The following is a 17435-nucleotide window of genomic DNA, read 5'->3' on the forward strand; positions in this document are numbered from 1 at the left end:
CAGGATTTACCGCAGATCAACGATTTCGGCTCCCGGGAAGAGCTTTTTACTAAACGTAAAATCAGCATCTGCGGGGTCGGGGTTGGCTTGAAATCCGGTGACATCAAAGTTCATGGTATCACTTCCTTTCGCAAAAACTTTCCAGCCTTTAATGGCCTTATCCTGCTTGCCTATCTTCAATTCAACTTTGGAAATCGGCGCACTGCTGCCGGTAGGCGTCAGGCGAATGTTTTCAAAGGTCTGGCCGTTTGCGTTCGTTTCGCCGGTAAACGCATTTTTATATCCCTTTTTATAGGCGAGGTAAATGCGCGCCGGGCTCAGGTCGCCGATTTCCTGCGGATCGTACGCCTGCAGCGTTACTTCATTGGTTTCCGGGATATACGTGGCAATCGTTTTGCCGTCGGTAACGATCTCCTGGTCGGCCATTTTCAGCCTGAACTTTTGTCCTTTCACAATTGCCTCGCCTCTTGCCGGCCGGCCGCCGGCGGGCGCGTAAGTGAAGTTGATCTTGAACGAACTGTAAGCCTGGTAGCGCCTGCTCATCTCGTCCAGGATAGAAAGGGCTCTTTTTTCATCCTGTGCCGAAGCGACACCGGAGAAAAACATGAGTAAGAGAAAAAGCTTTTTTGCTGACATGGATTTTTTTTTGTTGGACAGGCGTGATACAACGGGGTTTAATCAAGCCCCATTGTCTTCAGATGATAATCAAGGCTGTCCAGGTCATGGAAAAGTACTTCTCGGGCCTTGCTGCCGGTGAAGGGACCGGTTATTCCAAGCGTTTCCAACTGGTCCATGATCCTGCCGGCGCGGTTATAGCCCAGTTTCATTTTTCTTTGAATCAGCGACGTGCTGCCTTGCTGGTGAGTAACCACCAGTCGTGCGGCGTCTGGCAGCAGCGGGTCGAAGCTGTTGATATCGACGTCTTCTTTTAACTCTCCGGTATCGTCGCCTTCGAATTCAGGCAGGGCATAGGCTTCGTTGTAGCCGCGCTGGTTGCCAACGAAATTACAGATGGCTTCTACCTCTTTGGTATCAATAAAGGGACACTGAAGCCTGAGCATTTCCGAGTTGAGCGACAACAGCATATCGCCGTGCCCTACCAGCTGCTCCGCACCGCCGGCATCCAAGATGGTCCTTGAATCGATGCTGGAAGTTACCTTAAACGACAGGCGCGCCGGGAAGTTGGCTTTGATCAAACCAGTGATGACTTTCACCGAGGGACGCTGCGTGGCCACAACCAAATGAATTCCTACGGCCCGCGCCAGCTGCGCCAGCCGGGCTATGGGTGTTTCGACTTCTTTCCCGGCCGTCATCATAAGATCGGCCAGCTCGTCGATAACCAATACGATGAAAGGAAGGAAACGGTGCCCCTTTTGAGGATTGAGCTTCCGCTCGACGAATTTGGCATTGTACTCTTTGAGATTTCGTACTGCAGCCTCCTTCAACAGGTCATAACGGCTGTCCATCTCGATACAGAGGGAGTTCAGCGTGTAAATCACCTTTTTGGTGTCGGTAATAATGGCTTCGTCGCTGTTGGGGAGCTTGGCCAGGTAATGCCTTTCCAGGTGGTTGAACAGCGTCAGCTCCACCTTCTTAGGATCAACCAGCACGAATTTTAGCTGGGACGGGTGCTTCCGGTAAATAAGCGACGCAAGGAGAACGTTCAGCCCGACGGATTTTCCCTGCCCGGTAGCCCCTGCGATCAGGAGGTGCGGCATCTTGGCGAGGTCAGCTACGTAGATCTCGTTGGAGACAGTTTTACCCAAAACAATGGGGAGGTCATAAGTCGCTTTCTGAAACCGGTCGCTGCTGAAGACCGACCGAATATAAACCGTCTCTCTCCGCTTATTGGGAACCTCAATCCCGATTGTGCCACGCCCGGGCATAGGTGCGATGATCCTGATCCCCAGAGCGGATAAGCTCAGGGCGATGTCTTTTTCAAGGCTCTGGATTTTGGAAATCCGGACGCCGGCTTCCGGTATAATCTCGTAAAGCGTGACGGTCGGGCCGATAGTAGCCTTTATTTTAGCGATACGGATGCCATAGCTGCCGAGGGTTTCGACGATCCTGTTCTTATTACCCTCCAGTTCTTCATGCGAAACTTTCTCCTGGGGATTGTCGTCCGGAAGGGCCAGTAAATCAACCCCGGGGTTCCGATAGGTAGGAAGGTCGAGGGTAGAGTCATACTCACCGAACTCTTCTACAAGTTCCTCGCTCAGTGTTTTTTCCTCCGCTACGACAGGCTCAGCGGGTTGCTCTTCCTCAATTTCAAGCTCCAGAGGGCCTTTTGGCAGCTCAGGCTCAATTGCCGGAATTTCTTCATGCAATACTTCGAATGCAGGGCCGGTTGGCTGCGAAGGCGGTTCGTTTTTGGTAGACGAAATAATAAAGGGCGCACGGGCCGGTACAGGTTCGCTCGGTTCGAAAGAGTTGCTGCCGGGCGTAAAAAGCGGGCGCGGCGATGCTTCTGTTTCCGGGTCTTCTTCCGGCGAGTCGGAATGCCTGCGCCTGAAATCGGGCAATGGAAGGTTTTTCAAAAAGCCCGGCGATGTGATGTCGTAGGCAGAGAGCGCAAAGAAAAAGAGCGCCATGAGAATAACGATAAAGCTGCCCCATTTCAGGAAAGTAAAAAGAATGAGGTTGGCTTCATAGCCGAAACCGCCGGAAAGAAACCCCCATGTGGCCTGACTTTCGCTCATCATCACGAAATAGCCCATGAGAAGGCTTATCCATAGGGTGTAAAAAACCACATGCCGGGATATGGTGGCGAGGGGAAGGCGTTGCTCTCCCGAGAGAAGCGTCCAGCCGGCCAGTATGGGGATAATCGGGATGAGAAGCGCTCCGATCCCGAACCACCGGTAGACAAACACCTGCGAGATGACGGCGCCCCAAAGCCCCAGGGCGTTGTCGGCCTGCCTGACCGTTTGGTCGGTCCAGAGGCCGTCGATTGCGCTTTGATCGCTGCTGCCGGTAAAGACGTGCGATAAAAACGCGATAAACATTAACAAGCCCAGTGTCAATAGAATCGCGCCCCAGAACAGCGGCCTGTTTTCACCATAGAAAATACCCCTTACCGAAAATCCACCGGGCTTCGGAGCCTGCGTGTTTCTGGTCCGGGTACTGTTCCCTCTTTCTCTTCTCTCAGACATTGCAGCGCAAACGTTCTTTATGATTTGACAAGTCCTTTACAAATTCTGCTCGCCAGGCCAGGACCTTCGTAGATAAAACCTGTGTAGACCTGGAGGAGGGATGCGCCTGCCGCTAATTTGGTTTTGGCGCCGGCAACGGAAGATATGCCGCCCACTCCGATAATCGGGAATGCCCCGGACGATTTTTCACGAATATAGCGAATGACATCGGTACTTGCTTGCTCAACGGGCGCACCGCTCAGCCCGCCTGCGCCGATTTCTTCAATTGCGGATGCCGCGGTTTTAAGGTTGCTTCGCGAAATGGTGGTATTGGTGGCAATTACGCCGGCGATTTTGGTTTCCAGGACAATCTCCACAATATCGTCCAGTTGCGCCATTGTCAGATCCGGGGCGATTTTGAGGAAAACGGGACGGGGAGCGGGTTGGGCTGCGTTCAATTGCTGCACGGCGGTCAGAAGTTGTTTCAACGGGCCTTTTTCCTGTAGCTCCCGGAGGCCGGGCGTATTGGGAGAACTCACATTGACAACGAAATAATCGACGAAATCATATAGCTTATTGAAGCAGTAGATATAGTCGTCCAATGCTTTCTCGTTGGGTGTATCTTTGTTTTTTCCAATGTTGCCCCCTACGAGAATGGAAGACTGACGGTATTTCAATCGCGCGGCAGCTACTTCAACTCCGCGGTTATTAAAGCCCATCCGGTTGATCAGCGCTTTGTCTGGTTTGAGGCGGAAAAGCCTCGGTTTTTCGTTTCCGGGCTGCGGTCTCGGGGTAACCGTGCCGATTTCCACAAAGCCGAACCCGAGTGTTTCCATTATATCCACCAGTTCCGCATTTTTGTCGAAGCCGGCTGCCAGTCCGACGGGATTTTTAAAAGTGAGCCCGGCAACGGTGACCGCAAGAGCGGGATGCTCAAAGGAATACAGGCGCTTGAAGATGGATTTGATAAACGGTATCCTGAATAGAAAATGCAGAATGCCGGTAACAAAACCGTGCGCTTTTTCTGCATTCATGTTGAAAAGTAGGGGGAGAACCAGGTGCTTGTACATGAGAACAAAATTAGGAATAATAGAAGTGGGGACTCCAAAAAGGGCGGGTAATTATTTTTGAGCCGGAGTGGATTCCCGGCGGGGATGAGCGTAAAAAGAAAAGAGCGCCCCGGGAGGCGCTCTTAAAGGAAATATACTATTTGTGTCTAGTAACGGTAAGTGTCCGGTTTGAAGGGGCCCGCTACGGATACACCGATGTATTCTGCCTGGTCAGCTTCCAGAACTTCCAGCTTGGCGCCGACGTGCGGAAGGTGCAGGGCCGCAACTTTCTCATCAAGAATTTTCGGCAATACGTAAACTTCTTTCTGATATTTTTCGGAATAATTCCAAAGCTCGATTTGTGCCAGGGTCTGGTTAGAAAATGAGCAGGACATAACGAACGACGGGTGGCCCATGGCACAGCCCAGGTTAACGAGGCGGCCTTCTGCGAGGATGATGATCTCCTTGCCGTCAACGTTGAAAATATCTACCTGGGGCTTGATCTGGTTTTTCGTCTGGCCGTAATTGGCGTTCAGCCACGCCATATCAATTTCGTTATCGAAGTGACCGATGTTACATACAACGGCTTTATCGCGCATTTTTTTGAAGTGCTTTTCCGTAATAATACGCTTGTTCCCGGTAGCGGTTACAAAAATATTAGCCCTGGAAGCGGCTTCGTCGAGGGTAACTACCTCGTACCCGTCCATAGCCGCCTGGAGCGCACAGATCGGGTCGATTTCAGTTACGAGTACGCGACAGCCGGCTCCGCGCAGAGACTCGGCAGAGCCTTTTCCTACGTCGCCGTAGCCGGCAACTACTGCTACTTTCCCAGCCAGCATCAGGTCGGTTGCCCTTCTGATGGAATCCACAAGTGATTCCCGGCATCCGTATTTGTTGTCAAATTTCGATTTGGTCACCGAATCGTTGACATTTATGGCAGGCAGGAACAGAGTCCCTTTTTTCTGGCGTTCATACAGCCGGTGTACACCTGTAGTGGTTTCTTCCGAAAGTCCCTTGATGCCGTCGATAAGTTCCGGGTAAACGTCAAAAACCATATTGGTAAGGTCGCCGCCGTCATCCAGGATCATGTTAAGCGGTTTGCGCGCTTCGCCAAACCAGAGGGTCTGCTCAATACACCAGTTGAATTCTTCTTCGTTCATCCCTTTCCAGGCGTAAACCGGAATACCTGCTGCGGCAATTGCGGCAGCGGCGTGATCCTGGGTAGAGAAAATATTACATGACGACCAGGTGACTTCGGCGCCAAGGGCGGTAAGTGTTTCGATCAGAACTGCGGTCTGAATCGTCATGTGAAGGCATCCTGCTATCCGTGCTCCCTTCAATGGCTGTGAAGGGCCATACTCGGAACGGATGGCCATCAATCCCGGCATCTCAGCTTCAGCGAGTGCTATTTCTTTCCGTCCCCATTCAGCCAGGGAGATATCTTTCACCTTGAAAGGCACGTATTCAGTGGCTACTGACATAATGTTTTTCGTTTGTATTTGAGTGAATGCTATTCAAAATGTAAAATTAGTAATATTATAGTCTTGGTGTATGTGAGATAGATGATTAGTTGGATATTTGGGTAATTTTTAGATATTATCACTATTGTCGTTGCCTGCCATAACTTTTTTGTAGGGCGTTGCGCGGCAAAATCACGTGCTTTAGATAAATTGTCTTGACGTGCCGCCGACGCGGGAGCAGCGGCGGGCTGCGTAAGGGATTTAGCCGGCGATTATAGGTGTATACAAAGATTTTCTGAGGCTTTTTTTAGGGGTGGAAATCGGGGCCCGACGCCGGGAAAGTATTCCCCTTATTTATATCTCTTCTTTGCTTTCAATATTCGTAACTTTATGGTCACATTGGCGAACTAATTGTACACACAACAGGTTTTCCAGTTATTCGTTACAGTCATGGAGAGGACGGGGCCGTCCATCTTCGGGTTGCATTAGAAACTAGTATGCGTTAACCATGAGCGATGCTATCAAGCATGAATGCGGAGTCGCACTGATTCGATTACGCAAACCTTATCAGTATTTTATTGATAAGTACCAAACGCCACTCTATGCGGCATACAAGCTTTCCCTGATGATGGAAAAGCAGGTAAACCGGGGGCAGGACGGAGCAGGAGTGGCCAACATCAAAATGGAAGTCCCCCCGGGCAAACGCTACATCAGCCGTTACAGATCAGTAGGCGCTCAGCCTACCAACGAGATTTTCAAAAAAGTACACAAAAAGTTCCGAAAAGCTCTTAAGGGAAACAAAAGCAAGACTTTTGACGCCAAATGGCTCCAGGAAAACGTTGCCTTCACCGGGGAGCTATGGCTCGGTCACCTGCGCTATGGTACACACGGCGCCAACGAGATTGAGAACTGTCATCCTATGCTGCGTCAAAGTAATTGGCGGAGCAGGAACCTGGTCATGGCGGGTAACTTTAACATGACCAACGTAGACCAGCTGTTCAATAAGCTGGTATCGCTGGGACAGCACCCCAAAGACACGGTTGACACGGTTACCGTGATGGAAAAGATCGGTCATTTCCTGGATGAGGAAAACCAAAGGGTATTCGATCGGTTCAAAGGAATTTTCGAAAATCCCACGCTTTCGGACGTCATAGAAGATAACATTGACATCCAGCGTGTGCTGCATCGGTCCTGCCGCGATTTTGACGGCGGGTACGTAATGTCCGGATTGCTGGGCCACGGGGCTGCATTCGTTATCCGGGACCCCTCAGGGATTCGCCCGGCATTTTATCATGCTGATGACGAGGTGGTGGTAGTAGCTTCCGAGAAGCAGGCCATTAAAGCAGCGTTTAACGTTGATTTCGATGAAATCCGGGAGCTTACACCCGGCAGTGCCCTTATTATTGATAAGTACGGCGGGTATTCGGAAGTTCCTATACTGCCTCAGCGGGAGAAAAGGCCGTGTTCGTTTGAGCGCATTTATTTCTCCCGGGCTACTGATCCGGATATTTACAACGAGCGTAAGATGTTGGGGAAATTGTTAATCCCCCAGATTCTGAAAGAAATTAATTACGATCTCGAAAATACGATCTTCTCCTATATCCCCAATACAGCGGAAACAGCTTTCTTCGGGATGATAGACGGCCTGGAAGAGTACCTCTACCAGAAACGGAAGCAGGCGATTGTCCAGGGGATTCTGTTTGAGGAGGAGCTGGACAAGGTGCTTTCGTTCAGGCCCCGTATAGAGAAGCTTGTGGCGAAGGATGTTAAGTCGCGTACTTTTATTACTGCCGATGAGTTCCGGGACGAAATGGTTTCCAACGTTTACGATACTACTTATGAAGTGGTGCGGAAGGGCGTAGATACGGTGGTGGTAATCGACGATTCCATTGTAAGGGGTACCACTCTGGAGAAAAAAATCCTGAAGATGCTGGACCGCCTCGGTCCGAAGAAAATCGTGATTGTTTCTTCAGCACCACAGATCCGCTACCCCGATTGCTACGGGATCGATATGTCCAAAATGCAGGAATTCGTGGCTTTCCGGGCCATGTTGAAACTGCTCGAGGAAAATGACATGAATTACCTCAAAGAGGAAACCTATACGCAGTGTGTTTCAGCGCTTGCCTCTAAGAATGCAGGCTCCAGGAACATTACTTCGGCGTTGTACGAGCCGTTTACCTACGAAGAGATTTCGGAGAAAATCGCCGGGATTATTCGTCCCGATGACCTGAAAGCCGAGCTTTCAGTGGTGTATCAGACCGTTGAAAACCTGCATGCTGCCTGCCCTGAGCACAAAGGCGACTGGTATTTTACCGGGAACTATCCGACTGAAGGCGGGAATCGTACCGTAAACCGCGCTTTTGTTAACTTTTACGAAGGGAGAAAGGTCAGGGCTTATTAACCCCGGGCTGCTTTCTTTGAATCACCTGGAAAAGCTCCTGCATGATTGTCTCATTGCAGGAGCTTTGACGTTGTCGCCTCGGGTTTTCTGCAGGCAGGCGTAGCCACTCATCTCTATCACCGTGCAGCAGCAGCCTATATACGAAGTCAAGGTGGAGCCTTTTTTAAGTGTCGATCCGGACAGGCCGCACGTCGCTGAATACACCTATTTTTCTAATCTGAAGAAGGCGGTTGATACCATTCGGCTGGTGCTGGAGGCAAATGGGTGGCCGGTTACGGTCAGCTATTCATCGGTATACCGCCAGATTCCTGAAAAGGGTTTTTTCTCGACAGTTTTCACCGTTGAAAATGTCCGCTATTTCCGGTTGACGATTTCCCGCAGGATGATTAACCCGGTGCTAACCGGTTTGGGGATAGAAGAAATGCCTCGCCGGAGGCGAGGCATTTGATGCTGATATGATTTTTACTATCGATCCCTATCCTGCGTCGTTAAATTATCTTCTGCTAACACTTTTTCTTCTTTTTCTAAATGTTTTCTAAAGATCACTCCAAACGTCGTTAGATAGGCCCTAAATGGCATTTTTGATATGCTGTTCTTCTAAATCTTCTTCTAAGTCTTCTTCTAAATTGTCTTCTTGGAAATTATCCAACTGGGATCTCTGTACGTCCCCATATTTTTTATTTTACCCAGAGTCCGTAATTCATAGACCAGATTTTTTACCTTATTTTTTTTCTGAACTTCGTCCATCCAATCGGGTAGCTTCATCCAGAGCAACTCATCTATTTCTTTTCTTGACATGCTTCCATGCTCTGCTATTGCTTTTTGAACCAAGTCAAGATAATTTCATTCAAAAAGCGATAAATGGTAATATCTCAAAGCTCCTGGTTAGCATACGCAAAAGCATTACACGCCAATGGATAGGGTGTAATGCTTCATAACGAAATAAAGCAAGGAAGGCGTTTAAAGATCTGGGAAAAGCCCGGGTATCTCCGGATTTAAAAAGTCCGAAAGCAGCGCTGACTAACCCTTGCTTACTTGTTATCGCTCCCCTGGTGTAATTTGCTGTGTTTTTTGCTGTAGGACCAGTAAATCACAAGTCCCAGTGCAAGCCAGATGGCCAGCCGTGCCCAGCTTTCGTTCGGGAGAGAGTACATCAGGTACAGGCAAACTACAATTCCCATCAGCGGTACGAAAGGCACCCAGGGGGTTTTGAAGCCCCGGGGGAGATCCGGGCTTTTGACGCGCATGATCCAGACGCCGATACAAACCAGGCAAAACGCAAACAAAGTCCCGATGCTTACCATATGCCCGAGGTCGCTGACGGGCACAAAGCCCGCAAAGATGCTTACAAATCCCATGAAGAACAGGTTGGTTTTCCAGGGGGTACGGAACTTCGGATGAACTGCCGAGAAGAATTTCGGGAGGAGCCCGTCACGGCTCATGGTATAGAAAACGCGGCTTTGACCGAGCAGCATGACGAGCATTACCGAGGTATAACCTGCCAGGATGGCGATGATCAGGGCGTTCTGGAGAAAATCATACCCGGTTACGGCAAAAGCCGTCGCTGCAGGTTTGGCGTCGCCGGCGAAGTCCTTGTAATTCACCAGGCCGGTCATGACGTGCGCAAACAAAACATAGAGAATAGTGCAGACGACCAGTGATCCGAGGATTCCGATAGGCATGTCGCGTTGCGGGTTTTTAGCTTCCTGGGCTGCGGTAGAAACGGCATCGAAACCGATAAAAGCGAAGAATACTACCCCTGCACCGGCAGCGATTCCCGACCACCCGAAATGCAGGTAATCGCCTGTGTTTTCCGGAATATAGGGAGTGTAATTCGCCGGGTCGATATGGCTCCAGCCTAAAACGATAAATACCAGTACTACCACCACCTTCACTACGACGAGAAGGTTGTTAATGAACGAACTGCCTTGCGTACCGCGGATAAGCAGCAACGACAGGAGGCAAACGATGAAAATGGCGGGGAGATTGATTATCCCGCCGTCGAGTACTTCTCCGTTGCTTAATTTGAGTGTTTCAAAGGGAGAGCAGACCAGTTCGGCCGGCAGATGAATGCCGAAATTGGAAAGAAATTCAAGCAGGTACCGCGACCAGCTTACGGCCACCGTCGCTGCGCCTAGAGCATACTCAAGCACGAGGTCCCAGCCTATAATCCATGCCAGGAACTCACCCAGCGTGGCATAAGAGTACGTATATGCGCTTCCTGCGATGGGAATCATCGAAGCGAATTCGGCATAGCAAAGTCCGGCGAAAGCGCAGCCAACCGCGGCTAAAACGAAGGAAAGGGTAACAGCAGGGCCTGCGTGCTCGGCTGCAGCAATTCCTGTCAATGAGAAAAGTCCGGCCCCGATGATCGCACCGATTCCAAGCGCGACGAGGCTCGTGGCGCCCAGGGTACGCTTTAACTGGTTGCCTTCGTTGGACGATTCAGTCAGGAGACTCGAGATCGGTTTTTTAGCCCAAAGTTGGTTTGCCATGCTGAAGATTGGTTAGAGGTAAAGTACGCCGTCTATAAAACTAACTAAAAAAGTGTAAACGGTCCGGTTTGTGAAATAAAAAAGGGGAAAGCACCCGCTTCCCCCTTTTTTATTTCACAAATCAAGACTTTGTTTTCTTCGCTGCCTTCGCCGGTGTTTCCACAACCGCCGCAACCGTTTCCGGAGTCTTGGCACGCTGACGCTGGAGTGAATCAACTACGATAGGCGCTGCGATGAACAACGACGAGTAGGTTCCGACGATTACCCCGATCAGCATTGAGAACGTAAAGCCACGGAGAACTTCACCACCAAAGATCATGAGCACCACCAGTACCATCATGGTCGTAATACCTGTTACGGCCGTACGGCTGAGGGTCTTGTTCAAGGCGTTGTTGATAATGACCGGGATGCTTTCTTTCCTGCTTTTCGGGTCGTTCAGGTAAGAACGGATACGGTCAAAAATTACCACGGTATCGTTCATGGAGTAACCCATGATGGTAAGGACGGAACCGATAAATGCCTGGTCTATATCCAATGAGATAAAGGGAATCCAGCCGTTGAAGAGAGAGAAGACTACGAGCAGGACGAAAACGTCATGCGCGAGAGAAATCAGAGCTGCATACCCGAACGCAAGGTTGCGGAAACGGAGGAAGATATAAACAAAGTTCACCACAATGGCCAGCAACACGGCCCAGAATGCGGAGTAAATCATATCGTTCGCAATAGTAGGCCCTACTTTGGATGAGCTCACAATTGTACCCTTGTTACCCGGAACCTTAGCGGCTGCATCGGCGATCAGGTCCTGGGCTTTCCGGTCGGCTTCAACGGAAGTGTCCTCAATAAGGTAGTCCGTCGTCAGCTTGATCTGGTCAAAGCCGTCGAACGTTTTTACTTCGGGGGCTTCGCCTAAAGCGTCGGTGAAAACCTGCCTTACGTCGTCGGTGCTGACATTCTGTTCAAAACGAATGGTATAGGTACGGCCGCCTTTGAAGTCTACGCCCAGGCCGAATCCTTTGAAGATGAACGAAGCGATCCCGATCACGAGAATTACCCCGGAAACAATGTAGAATTTCCTTCTCTGGCTGACGAAATCAAACTGGGTGTCTTTGAACCAGTTTTTGGTCAGGCCGGAAGCGAATGCCAGTTTGTTCCCTTTTTGCACCTGGTAATCCAGAAGCAATTTTGTGATAAAGATGGCAGTGAAAAGCGACGTGATCAAACCGATCACGAGCGTTGTGGCAAAGCCGAGGACAAGCCCTGTACCAAAGATGAAGAGGATAGAACCGGTAAGCAGTGTAGTTACGTTGGAGTCGATGATGGCAGTAAGCGCGCCCTTGAAACCGTCCTGAACTGCCTGCCCGAAAGGTTTTCCTTCTTCGATTTCAGCTTTTATCCCCTCGTAAATAAGCACATTGGCATCTACCGACATCCCTATGGTAAGTACGATACCGGCTATCCCCGCAAGCGTGAGAACGGCTCCCAGCGATGCCATAATCCCCATCAGGAAGAAAAGGTTAATGAACAGCGCGATGTCGGCAATCCACCCGGCTTTGCTGTAGTAAACTACCATGAATGCAAGTACCACGATAAGCCCCACCAGTGAAGAAATGAGCCCTTTGGTTACCGCTTCCGAACCAAGTGTAGAACCTACTACGGCTTCCTCTACGATATGGGTAGGGGCAGGCAGCTTACCTGCTTTCAGGACGTTGGCCATGTCCTTGGTTTCATCAATTGTGAAGTTCCCGGAGATACTTGAATTACCGGTAGGGATTTCACCATTTACGTTCGGCGCGGTGTAAACCAGGTCGTCAAGAATAATAGCGACCGGGCGGCCGATGTTCGCAGCAGTGAGGGTCCTCCATTTGCGGGCGCCTTCACCGTTCATGCGCATGGTCACTTCGGGTTTGCCGTACTGGTCAAAATCGCCTACGGCATCCACGATCACATCACCTTCAAGCGGGGCAACACCACCCGGCTTTTTGATGAAATAAAGCGGGAGCAGGGTTTGGCCCGGTGCGCCGCTCATTTCTTTCCTGTCCCACATAAAGACCAGGTCGCCCGGGAACATGGCTTTTACTTCCGGGTTGCGTAATATTTCGTTGGCTCTTGCGGTATCTTTTATCTGAACGCCAAGTGCGCTGTTGGATATCGGGATAAAAAGATTGGTAAGCGCGGCATTTTGTTTGTTAATCGCGCTGGTATCGGTAGCCGTAGAATCTGTAGTGGAGCGTTTTGCCAATTGTGAGGCAAGGTCGCTGCCGGCAGCGGTCGTATCTTTGGCTGCGGTGGCGGCGGTCGTTTTGGCGGCTGCGCTTTCGGCTTCCTGCTTTTTGAAAAGGAACGCGCCCAGCTGATCAAGTCCGAACCCGATTTCGTTGAGGTTATAAACTTCCGCGAACTCAAGTTTAGCAGCGCCGGAAAGGAGCCGGCGTACGCGCTCAGGGTTGTCGATACCCGGAAGTTCAATTAAAATGCGGTTTGAACCCGGAAGACGTTGGATATTGGGGTTGGCTACCCCGAATTTGTCTACCCGCGCCTGCAGGATCTTGAACGCGCGATCGACCGACCCGTCCAGTTCGGTCTTAAGAAGGCTGATTACCTCGCTTTCCGAAGAGTTGATATTGATGTGGGTCCTGTTGGCGCTATTGGAAAACAGCAATGCCAGGTTGGCATCCGGAGCCAGCTTTTTATATTCCCTCACGAAAAGGTCCACATAATTTGACTGGCTGCTGACGGCAGCCTGAGTGGCATTCTTGAGTGCCTGCTGGAAAGCTGCGGCTTTGGCATTGTTCCCGCCCATGCCTTTGACTATGTCCGCAGGAGATACTTCCATTACCACGTGCATACCACCCTGAAGGTCCAGGCCGAGCCCAAGCTCCCTTTCTGTGACCTGCTGCAGCGTCTGACCGAGGTATACTTTCTCTTTCCAGAGAGAGTCAATAAAGCGTTGTTTTTTTGTAAAGTCTACTTTTCCCTCAGCATCGGTGGCAAAAGCCTGCGCCTTGTCTTTGTAATGTTTGGAAACAAACGTAAAAGAGAGATAGTAAATACTGATTAGCCCGAGCAGGACGGAGAAAAATATAACTCCCGATCTATTACTCATTTGGTAACTTCTTTAATTGGAACAATTTGTTAGTAAGGAGAATACAACTATAGCAGGCCACCTGGAACAGGTTGCCGATTGGCCATATGCCGGCTTAGCGCTAGGGTGCGTTGGCGGCTATTTGTTTGCCGAATACTTTTTGGAAATAGGAGAAGAAGAATAGCGGCTCCGAGAAACAGGCCGCGAAAATGGCGCTGGCAAGTTCAGGAAAGCCTGTTGAAAGCTGCGGAGCAGGAAGGAAATATTGCGAAAAGTGAAAGCTGAAAACCGAAATAACGACGGCATCCAGCGTAAGCGCCCGTACTTCTGTTTGTTCGGAGGGGGTTTCAGAAGCGGCTTTCCCTTCCTTTTGCCGGGTAATTTCGTGAGAACTCGTCCCCGCTTCAGGGGAAACCGTTGGAAAACCAATAGATACCACCAACAGGATGGTCGCAACCATCCAGCAAAAAAAGGACCTTATTCCCTTTGTATGTGGCATTACCGGAGTTCTTTGATAATTAGGGTGCAAATTTTAGCTTAAATATTTAAAATTCCAAACGGCCGGCTTCTCCATTCAGGGGGAAGCCGGCCGTGAAGAGGTTTATGTTTTCGGAAATCTGCGCGGTTTAATCGCCTTCTTCCAGTCTTTTTTGCAGGGCAAGATCATCCGTTCTGCGTTGCCGTTCTACCCGCGCAGATACAAAAATACCCACTTCGTACAGCAGGAAAAGCGGCAATGCGACGATCACCTGGCTGAAAATATCCGGTGAAGGGGTGATAATTGCAGCGACGATCAGGATTACTACTACGGAATGTTTCCGGTATTCCCGCATAAAGGCCGGCGTAACGATACCCGCTTTCGATAATACAAAAATAACAATAGGCAACTGGAAGGCCACCCCGCAGGCGAGGGTCAGCGTTGCTATCGTCGAAATGTAGGATTTGATATTAAATTCATTGACAATAGATTCATCCAACGTGAAATTGGCAAGGAAGTTAATAACCAGGGGGGTGACGACATAATACCCGAATAAAACGCCGGAAAAGAAAAGGAGCGTAACAAAGAATACGGCGCCACGTGCTGCTTTTTTCTCACTGATTTTGAGACCCGGCTTAATAAAGCGCCAGATCTCCCAGAATGCATAGGGGAAGGCAAACAACAAGCCCACAATACCTGCGGTTGTAAGCGCCATTTTAAACTGGCCGCCCACTTCGATGTTTTGTAATTTAAAGTTGATAGACTCTACGCACAGGCCGTCAGTTCCCATCATGTGTCCTACTTTACACATCATCTGGTAGGTCCAGAATTCCGGTTTGCTGGGGCCGAGTATCACTACGCCGTAAATCCATTCCCGATAAACCCATGCCAGAATAGCGAAAATTACAATAGAGCCTACTGCCCTAATAATGTGCCACCTGAGTTCTTCGAGATGTTCCAGAAAGGTCATTTCCTGACCCTCATCAATTTCACTTTCAAAGTCCTGATCTGAAGCCATTTGTCTCTTACCAAGGTTGCACAGACAACCATCTGAATAGTTTTTGGTATATTCCGGGGTTGAAATTACTCAATTCAAATTGTTAGTTAAAATAACCTAAAGAAAAAACAGAATAATAATGTCGAAAAGAAATCATTCGGGAATTGTTTATTCTACCGATCCGGATTTTAACTTTGACGAGGATCTGTCGGACGAATCTGAGACGCCGCCGCCGGGGAGCCAGGACCTGCGCATATGGCTGGAACGAAAGGGCGGAGGCAAGGTCGCGACCGTCGTACGCGGCTATGCCGGAAGGCTCAGCGACCTGGAGCAATTGGGGAAACAATTGAAGGCGCTGTGCGGAAGCGGTGGTACGGTAAAGGATTTTGAAATCATTGTCCAGGGGGATCACCGCGACAAAGTACTGTCCTGGCTGATCTCGAAAGGGTATAAAGCAAAAAAGGCGGGTGGTTAGCCAGTCCGCCTTTTTTGCTTTATACCGGATTTTGTTTCGTGCAGGTTACAGGGTAACGGCAGTGGTGTCTGCCGGTGTCTGCCTGGGCGTAGTATCTTCGGGTGTCGCCGGGTTGGGAACGACGCCATTCTGGTAAGGCATAATGCCCGGTCCTGATCTGAGTACTTCTACATCGGTGATAAAGAATTTTGTATCACCATTCCAGGGTAATACAAAGAATTTCTCTTCATAAGTCAGTGAGGCGCGTTGACCGGTTGCGATCGCTTCTTCCAGTTTTTTGATGGCTTCCTGGTTGTTCGAGGCTACGGAAAATGCCCACTCTGTGGCGTTCATGGTTCCTTCTCCGTCATAGAGTCCACCGATACGGAGCTCGCCTTCGTAGGTTTTGAAAACGTATCCCTTTTTGCTGAGTTTCAAAACGAAACCTGCGCGGCGGCCTTCACTGTAGGAACCGAAACTGATGTAATACAGGATTCCCAGTAAAAGAGCCAGGAAAATAATAAGGAAAGTCCACTTGCGCATCGTTGAAAGTCGGTTGGTTTTCGGCTGCTAACTTCGGAATAAGTTTGTTGAATTGCAATACGGGCTATTTGGCGCGGATGGCCACCACCGGATCCATACGTGAAGCCATCATGGCGGGTATGAGACCGGATAGCATACCGATCAGGGAAGAAACCCCAAGACCAAGGATGATGTTGCCCGCCTTCATCACGAGCTGGAATTCTCCCAGGGGGATCAGCGTGATCAGGTAAACCAGCAGAACACCTACCAGGCCCCCGACCAGGCTGAGCATAATTGCTTCAAACAGGAATTGCAGCAGGATAAAGTAGTTTTTAGCCCCCAACGATTTCTGGATTCCTATGAGGTTGGTTCTTTCCCGGACTGATACAAACATAATGTTGGCGATTCCGAAACCGCCCACCAGTATTGAAAAGCTGCCGATTATCCAGCCGGCCAGCGTGAGTACGGCGAACATTCCATCGATAGCTTTTGCGGCCGCATCGGGGCGGTTGATGGAGAAATTGTTCTCGTCACGGGGCTTGAGCGCACGCTTGGAACGCATTAGCCCGGTAATTTCTGCCTCTAGTTCCTGCAGGCCGTGATCCCGCTCAAAACCTTTTACGGCGATATCTACATTCATTCGCCCTGAAGAAAAGTACTTGGCGAAGGCCCCGTAGGGGATATAGCATTTTTCATCCGCTTTCCCGTTGAACTCCAGCATACTGCTTCCTTTGCGCTTCTGGAGACCTATTACGGTAAATTTATTCCCGGCTATTTTTATAACCTGCCCCAGCGGGTCCTGTCCCGGAAAAAGCCAATCGGCTACTTTTGCACCGATTATGGTGACGTTTTTGGAGGTATTGGTTTCAAGCGGGGTAAAATAACGGCCGCTCTCAATTTCGATTTCCGAAATCTTGTTATAATCCTGGGTGATCCCCCACACGCTCCCTTTCCCATTGTTTGACCCGTGTTTGAAGTCAATGGACCCGCGCGCATCAAGCACGGCAACCGCTTCGGCATTTTCCAGTTTGTCTGCCAGGAAGCGGAATTCGTTGTAGTTCGGTTCCGGCCACCTGAAATATTTCCACCAGGCATATTCTCCACCGAATCCCCAAGGCCATTTTTGTACATATACCACCCGGTCGCCAATTTCTTTCAGGCTTTCTTTGACATTTTTTTCGAGAGAATCGACGATGGTAAATACCGCTACAATAGCAAAAATGCCCACCGTAACGCCGAGCAGTGACAAGGTAGTGCGGAGAATATTGGATTTTAACGCCTGCCAGGCGAATATGAAGCTTTCTATGACTTGTCGGATGAATACCATGCGGGCGATATCGGTTTTCCAGCTAAGAGCACAAATTTTGCG

General features: G+C 49.9%; 13 protein-coding genes. 3 read left to right on the forward strand and 10 right to left on the reverse strand.

What is annotated here, in order from left to right; translation table 11 throughout:
- Positions 1-6: 6 nt before the first annotated feature.
- The 4 genes from lolA1 to ahcY all read right to left on the reverse strand — a co-directional run bounded on the left by lolA1 (position 7) and on the right by ahcY (position 5658).
- On the reverse strand, positions 7-636 hold the full coding sequence (gene lolA1, locus ABD852_RS21560; protein WP_345032711.1) for an outer membrane lipoprotein periplasmic chaperone LolA1: 630 nt from the start codon (positions 634-636) through the stop codon (positions 7-9).
- A 38-nt stretch (positions 637-674) separates the two neighbouring features.
- Positions 675-3149 carry an FtsK/SpoIIIE family DNA translocase gene (locus ABD852_RS21565; protein WP_345032713.1) on the reverse strand — a complete coding sequence of 825 codons (2475 nt, stop codon included), beginning with the start codon at positions 3147-3149 and terminating at the stop codon, positions 675-677.
- 17 nt (positions 3150-3166) lie between these two features.
- On the reverse strand, positions 3167-4198 hold the full coding sequence (locus ABD852_RS21570) for a quinone-dependent dihydroorotate dehydrogenase (protein ID WP_345032715.1): 1032 nt from the start codon (positions 4196-4198) through the stop codon (positions 3167-3169).
- Between the two features lie 146 nt (positions 4199-4344).
- Positions 4345-5658, reverse strand: a complete 1314-nt coding sequence (gene ahcY / locus ABD852_RS21575) for an adenosylhomocysteinase (protein WP_345032718.1) — start codon at positions 5656-5658, stop codon at positions 4345-4347.
- Positions 5659-6145: 487 nt separating this feature from the next.
- Here ahcY and ABD852_RS21580 point away from each other — a divergent pair, with 487 nt between their 5' ends.
- Together ABD852_RS21580 and ABD852_RS21585 are read left to right on the forward strand one after the other, a co-directional pair.
- Positions 6146-8038 (forward strand): amidophosphoribosyltransferase, encoded by a 1893-nt coding sequence (locus ABD852_RS21580; protein WP_345032719.1) that lies wholly within the window; start codon positions 6146-6148, stop codon positions 8036-8038.
- 151 nt (positions 8039-8189) lie between these two features.
- Positions 8190-8486, forward strand: coding sequence for a hypothetical protein (locus ABD852_RS21585; protein WP_345032721.1), 297 nt, complete (start codon positions 8190-8192; stop codon positions 8484-8486).
- A gap of 583 nt (positions 8487-9069) precedes the next feature.
- Here the strand turns inward: ABD852_RS21585 and ABD852_RS21590 are convergent.
- From ABD852_RS21590 to tatC, 4 genes are all read right to left on the reverse strand, one after another.
- Positions 9070-10533: an amino acid permease gene (locus ABD852_RS21590; RefSeq protein ID WP_345032722.1), complete on the reverse strand. Its 1464-nt coding sequence runs from the start codon at positions 10531-10533 to the stop codon at positions 9070-9072.
- Between the two features lie 121 nt (positions 10534-10654).
- Positions 10655-13636, reverse strand: a complete 2982-nt coding sequence (secDF, locus tag ABD852_RS21595) for a protein translocase subunit SecDF (RefSeq protein ID WP_345032724.1) — start codon at positions 13634-13636, stop codon at positions 10655-10657.
- A 100-nt stretch (positions 13637-13736) separates the two neighbouring features.
- Positions 13737-14114, reverse strand: a complete 378-nt coding sequence (locus tag ABD852_RS21600) for a hypothetical protein (protein ID WP_345032725.1) — start codon at positions 14112-14114, stop codon at positions 13737-13739.
- A gap of 127 nt (positions 14115-14241) precedes the next feature.
- Complete coding sequence (gene tatC / locus ABD852_RS21605; RefSeq protein ID WP_345032726.1) at positions 14242-15111, reverse strand: twin-arginine translocase subunit TatC; 870 nt, start codon at positions 15109-15111, stop codon at positions 14242-14244.
- A 118-nt stretch (positions 15112-15229) separates the two neighbouring features.
- Between tatC and ABD852_RS21610 the strand changes: the two genes are divergently transcribed.
- A complete protein-coding gene (locus ABD852_RS21610; RefSeq protein WP_345032727.1) occupies positions 15230-15565 on the forward strand; it encodes a translation initiation factor in 336 nt (111 codons plus the stop codon).
- 45 nt (positions 15566-15610) lie between these two features.
- On the opposite strand, the gene ABD852_RS21615 is transcribed toward ABD852_RS21610, so the two are convergent.
- The gene (locus ABD852_RS21615) at positions 15611-16087 is read right to left on the reverse strand and encodes a hypothetical protein (RefSeq protein ID WP_345032728.1); all 477 of its coding nucleotides are present in this window, start codon (positions 16085-16087) and stop codon (positions 15611-15613) included.
- 64 nt (positions 16088-16151) lie between these two features.
- A complete protein-coding gene (locus ABD852_RS21620; RefSeq protein ID WP_345032731.1) occupies positions 16152-17393 on the reverse strand; it encodes an ABC transporter permease in 1242 nt (413 codons plus the stop codon).
- Positions 17394-17435 lie beyond the last annotated feature (42 nt).

Source organism: Ravibacter arvi (assembly GCF_039540405.1).
Lineage (GTDB): Bacteria > Bacteroidota > Bacteroidia > Cytophagales > Spirosomataceae > Ravibacter > Ravibacter arvi.

Bases quoted from the DNA above. Each gene is read 5' to 3' on its own strand.
- ABD852_RS21610 (WP_345032727.1), top strand. From the start codon at position 15,230: ATGTCGAAAAGAAATCATTCGGGAATTGTTTATTCTACCGATCCGGAT.
- secDF (WP_345032724.1), bottom strand. From the start codon at position 13,636: ATGAGTAATAGATCGGGAGTTATATTTTTCTCCGTCCTGCTCGGGCTA.
- ABD852_RS21615 (WP_345032728.1), bottom strand. From the start codon at position 16,087: ATGCGCAAGTGGACTTTCCTTATTATTTTCCTGGCTCTTTTACTGGGA.
- ABD852_RS21600 (WP_345032725.1), bottom strand. From the start codon at position 14,114: ATGCCACATACAAAGGGAATAAGGTCCTTTTTTTGCTGGATGGTTGCG.
- ABD852_RS21580 (WP_345032719.1), top strand. From the start codon at position 6,146: ATGAGCGATGCTATCAAGCATGAATGCGGAGTCGCACTGATTCGATTA.
- ABD852_RS21565 (WP_345032713.1), bottom strand. From the start codon at position 3,149: ATGTCTGAGAGAAGAGAAAGAGGGAACAGTACCCGGACCAGAAACACG.
- ABD852_RS21620 (WP_345032731.1), bottom strand. From the start codon at position 17,393: ATGGTATTCATCCGACAAGTCATAGAAAGCTTCATATTCGCCTGGCAG.
- ABD852_RS21570 (WP_345032715.1), bottom strand. From the start codon at position 4,198: ATGTACAAGCACCTGGTTCTCCCCCTACTTTTCAACATGAATGCAGAA.
- ABD852_RS21590 (WP_345032722.1), bottom strand. From the start codon at position 10,533: ATGGCAAACCAACTTTGGGCTAAAAAACCGATCTCGAGTCTCCTGACT.
- ahcY (WP_345032718.1), bottom strand. From the start codon at position 5,658: ATGTCAGTAGCCACTGAATACGTGCCTTTCAAGGTGAAAGATATCTCC.
- lolA1 (WP_345032711.1), bottom strand. From the start codon at position 636: ATGTCAGCAAAAAAGCTTTTTCTCTTACTCATGTTTTTCTCCGGTGTC.
- tatC (WP_345032726.1), bottom strand. From the start codon at position 15,111: ATGGCTTCAGATCAGGACTTTGAAAGTGAAATTGATGAGGGTCAGGAA.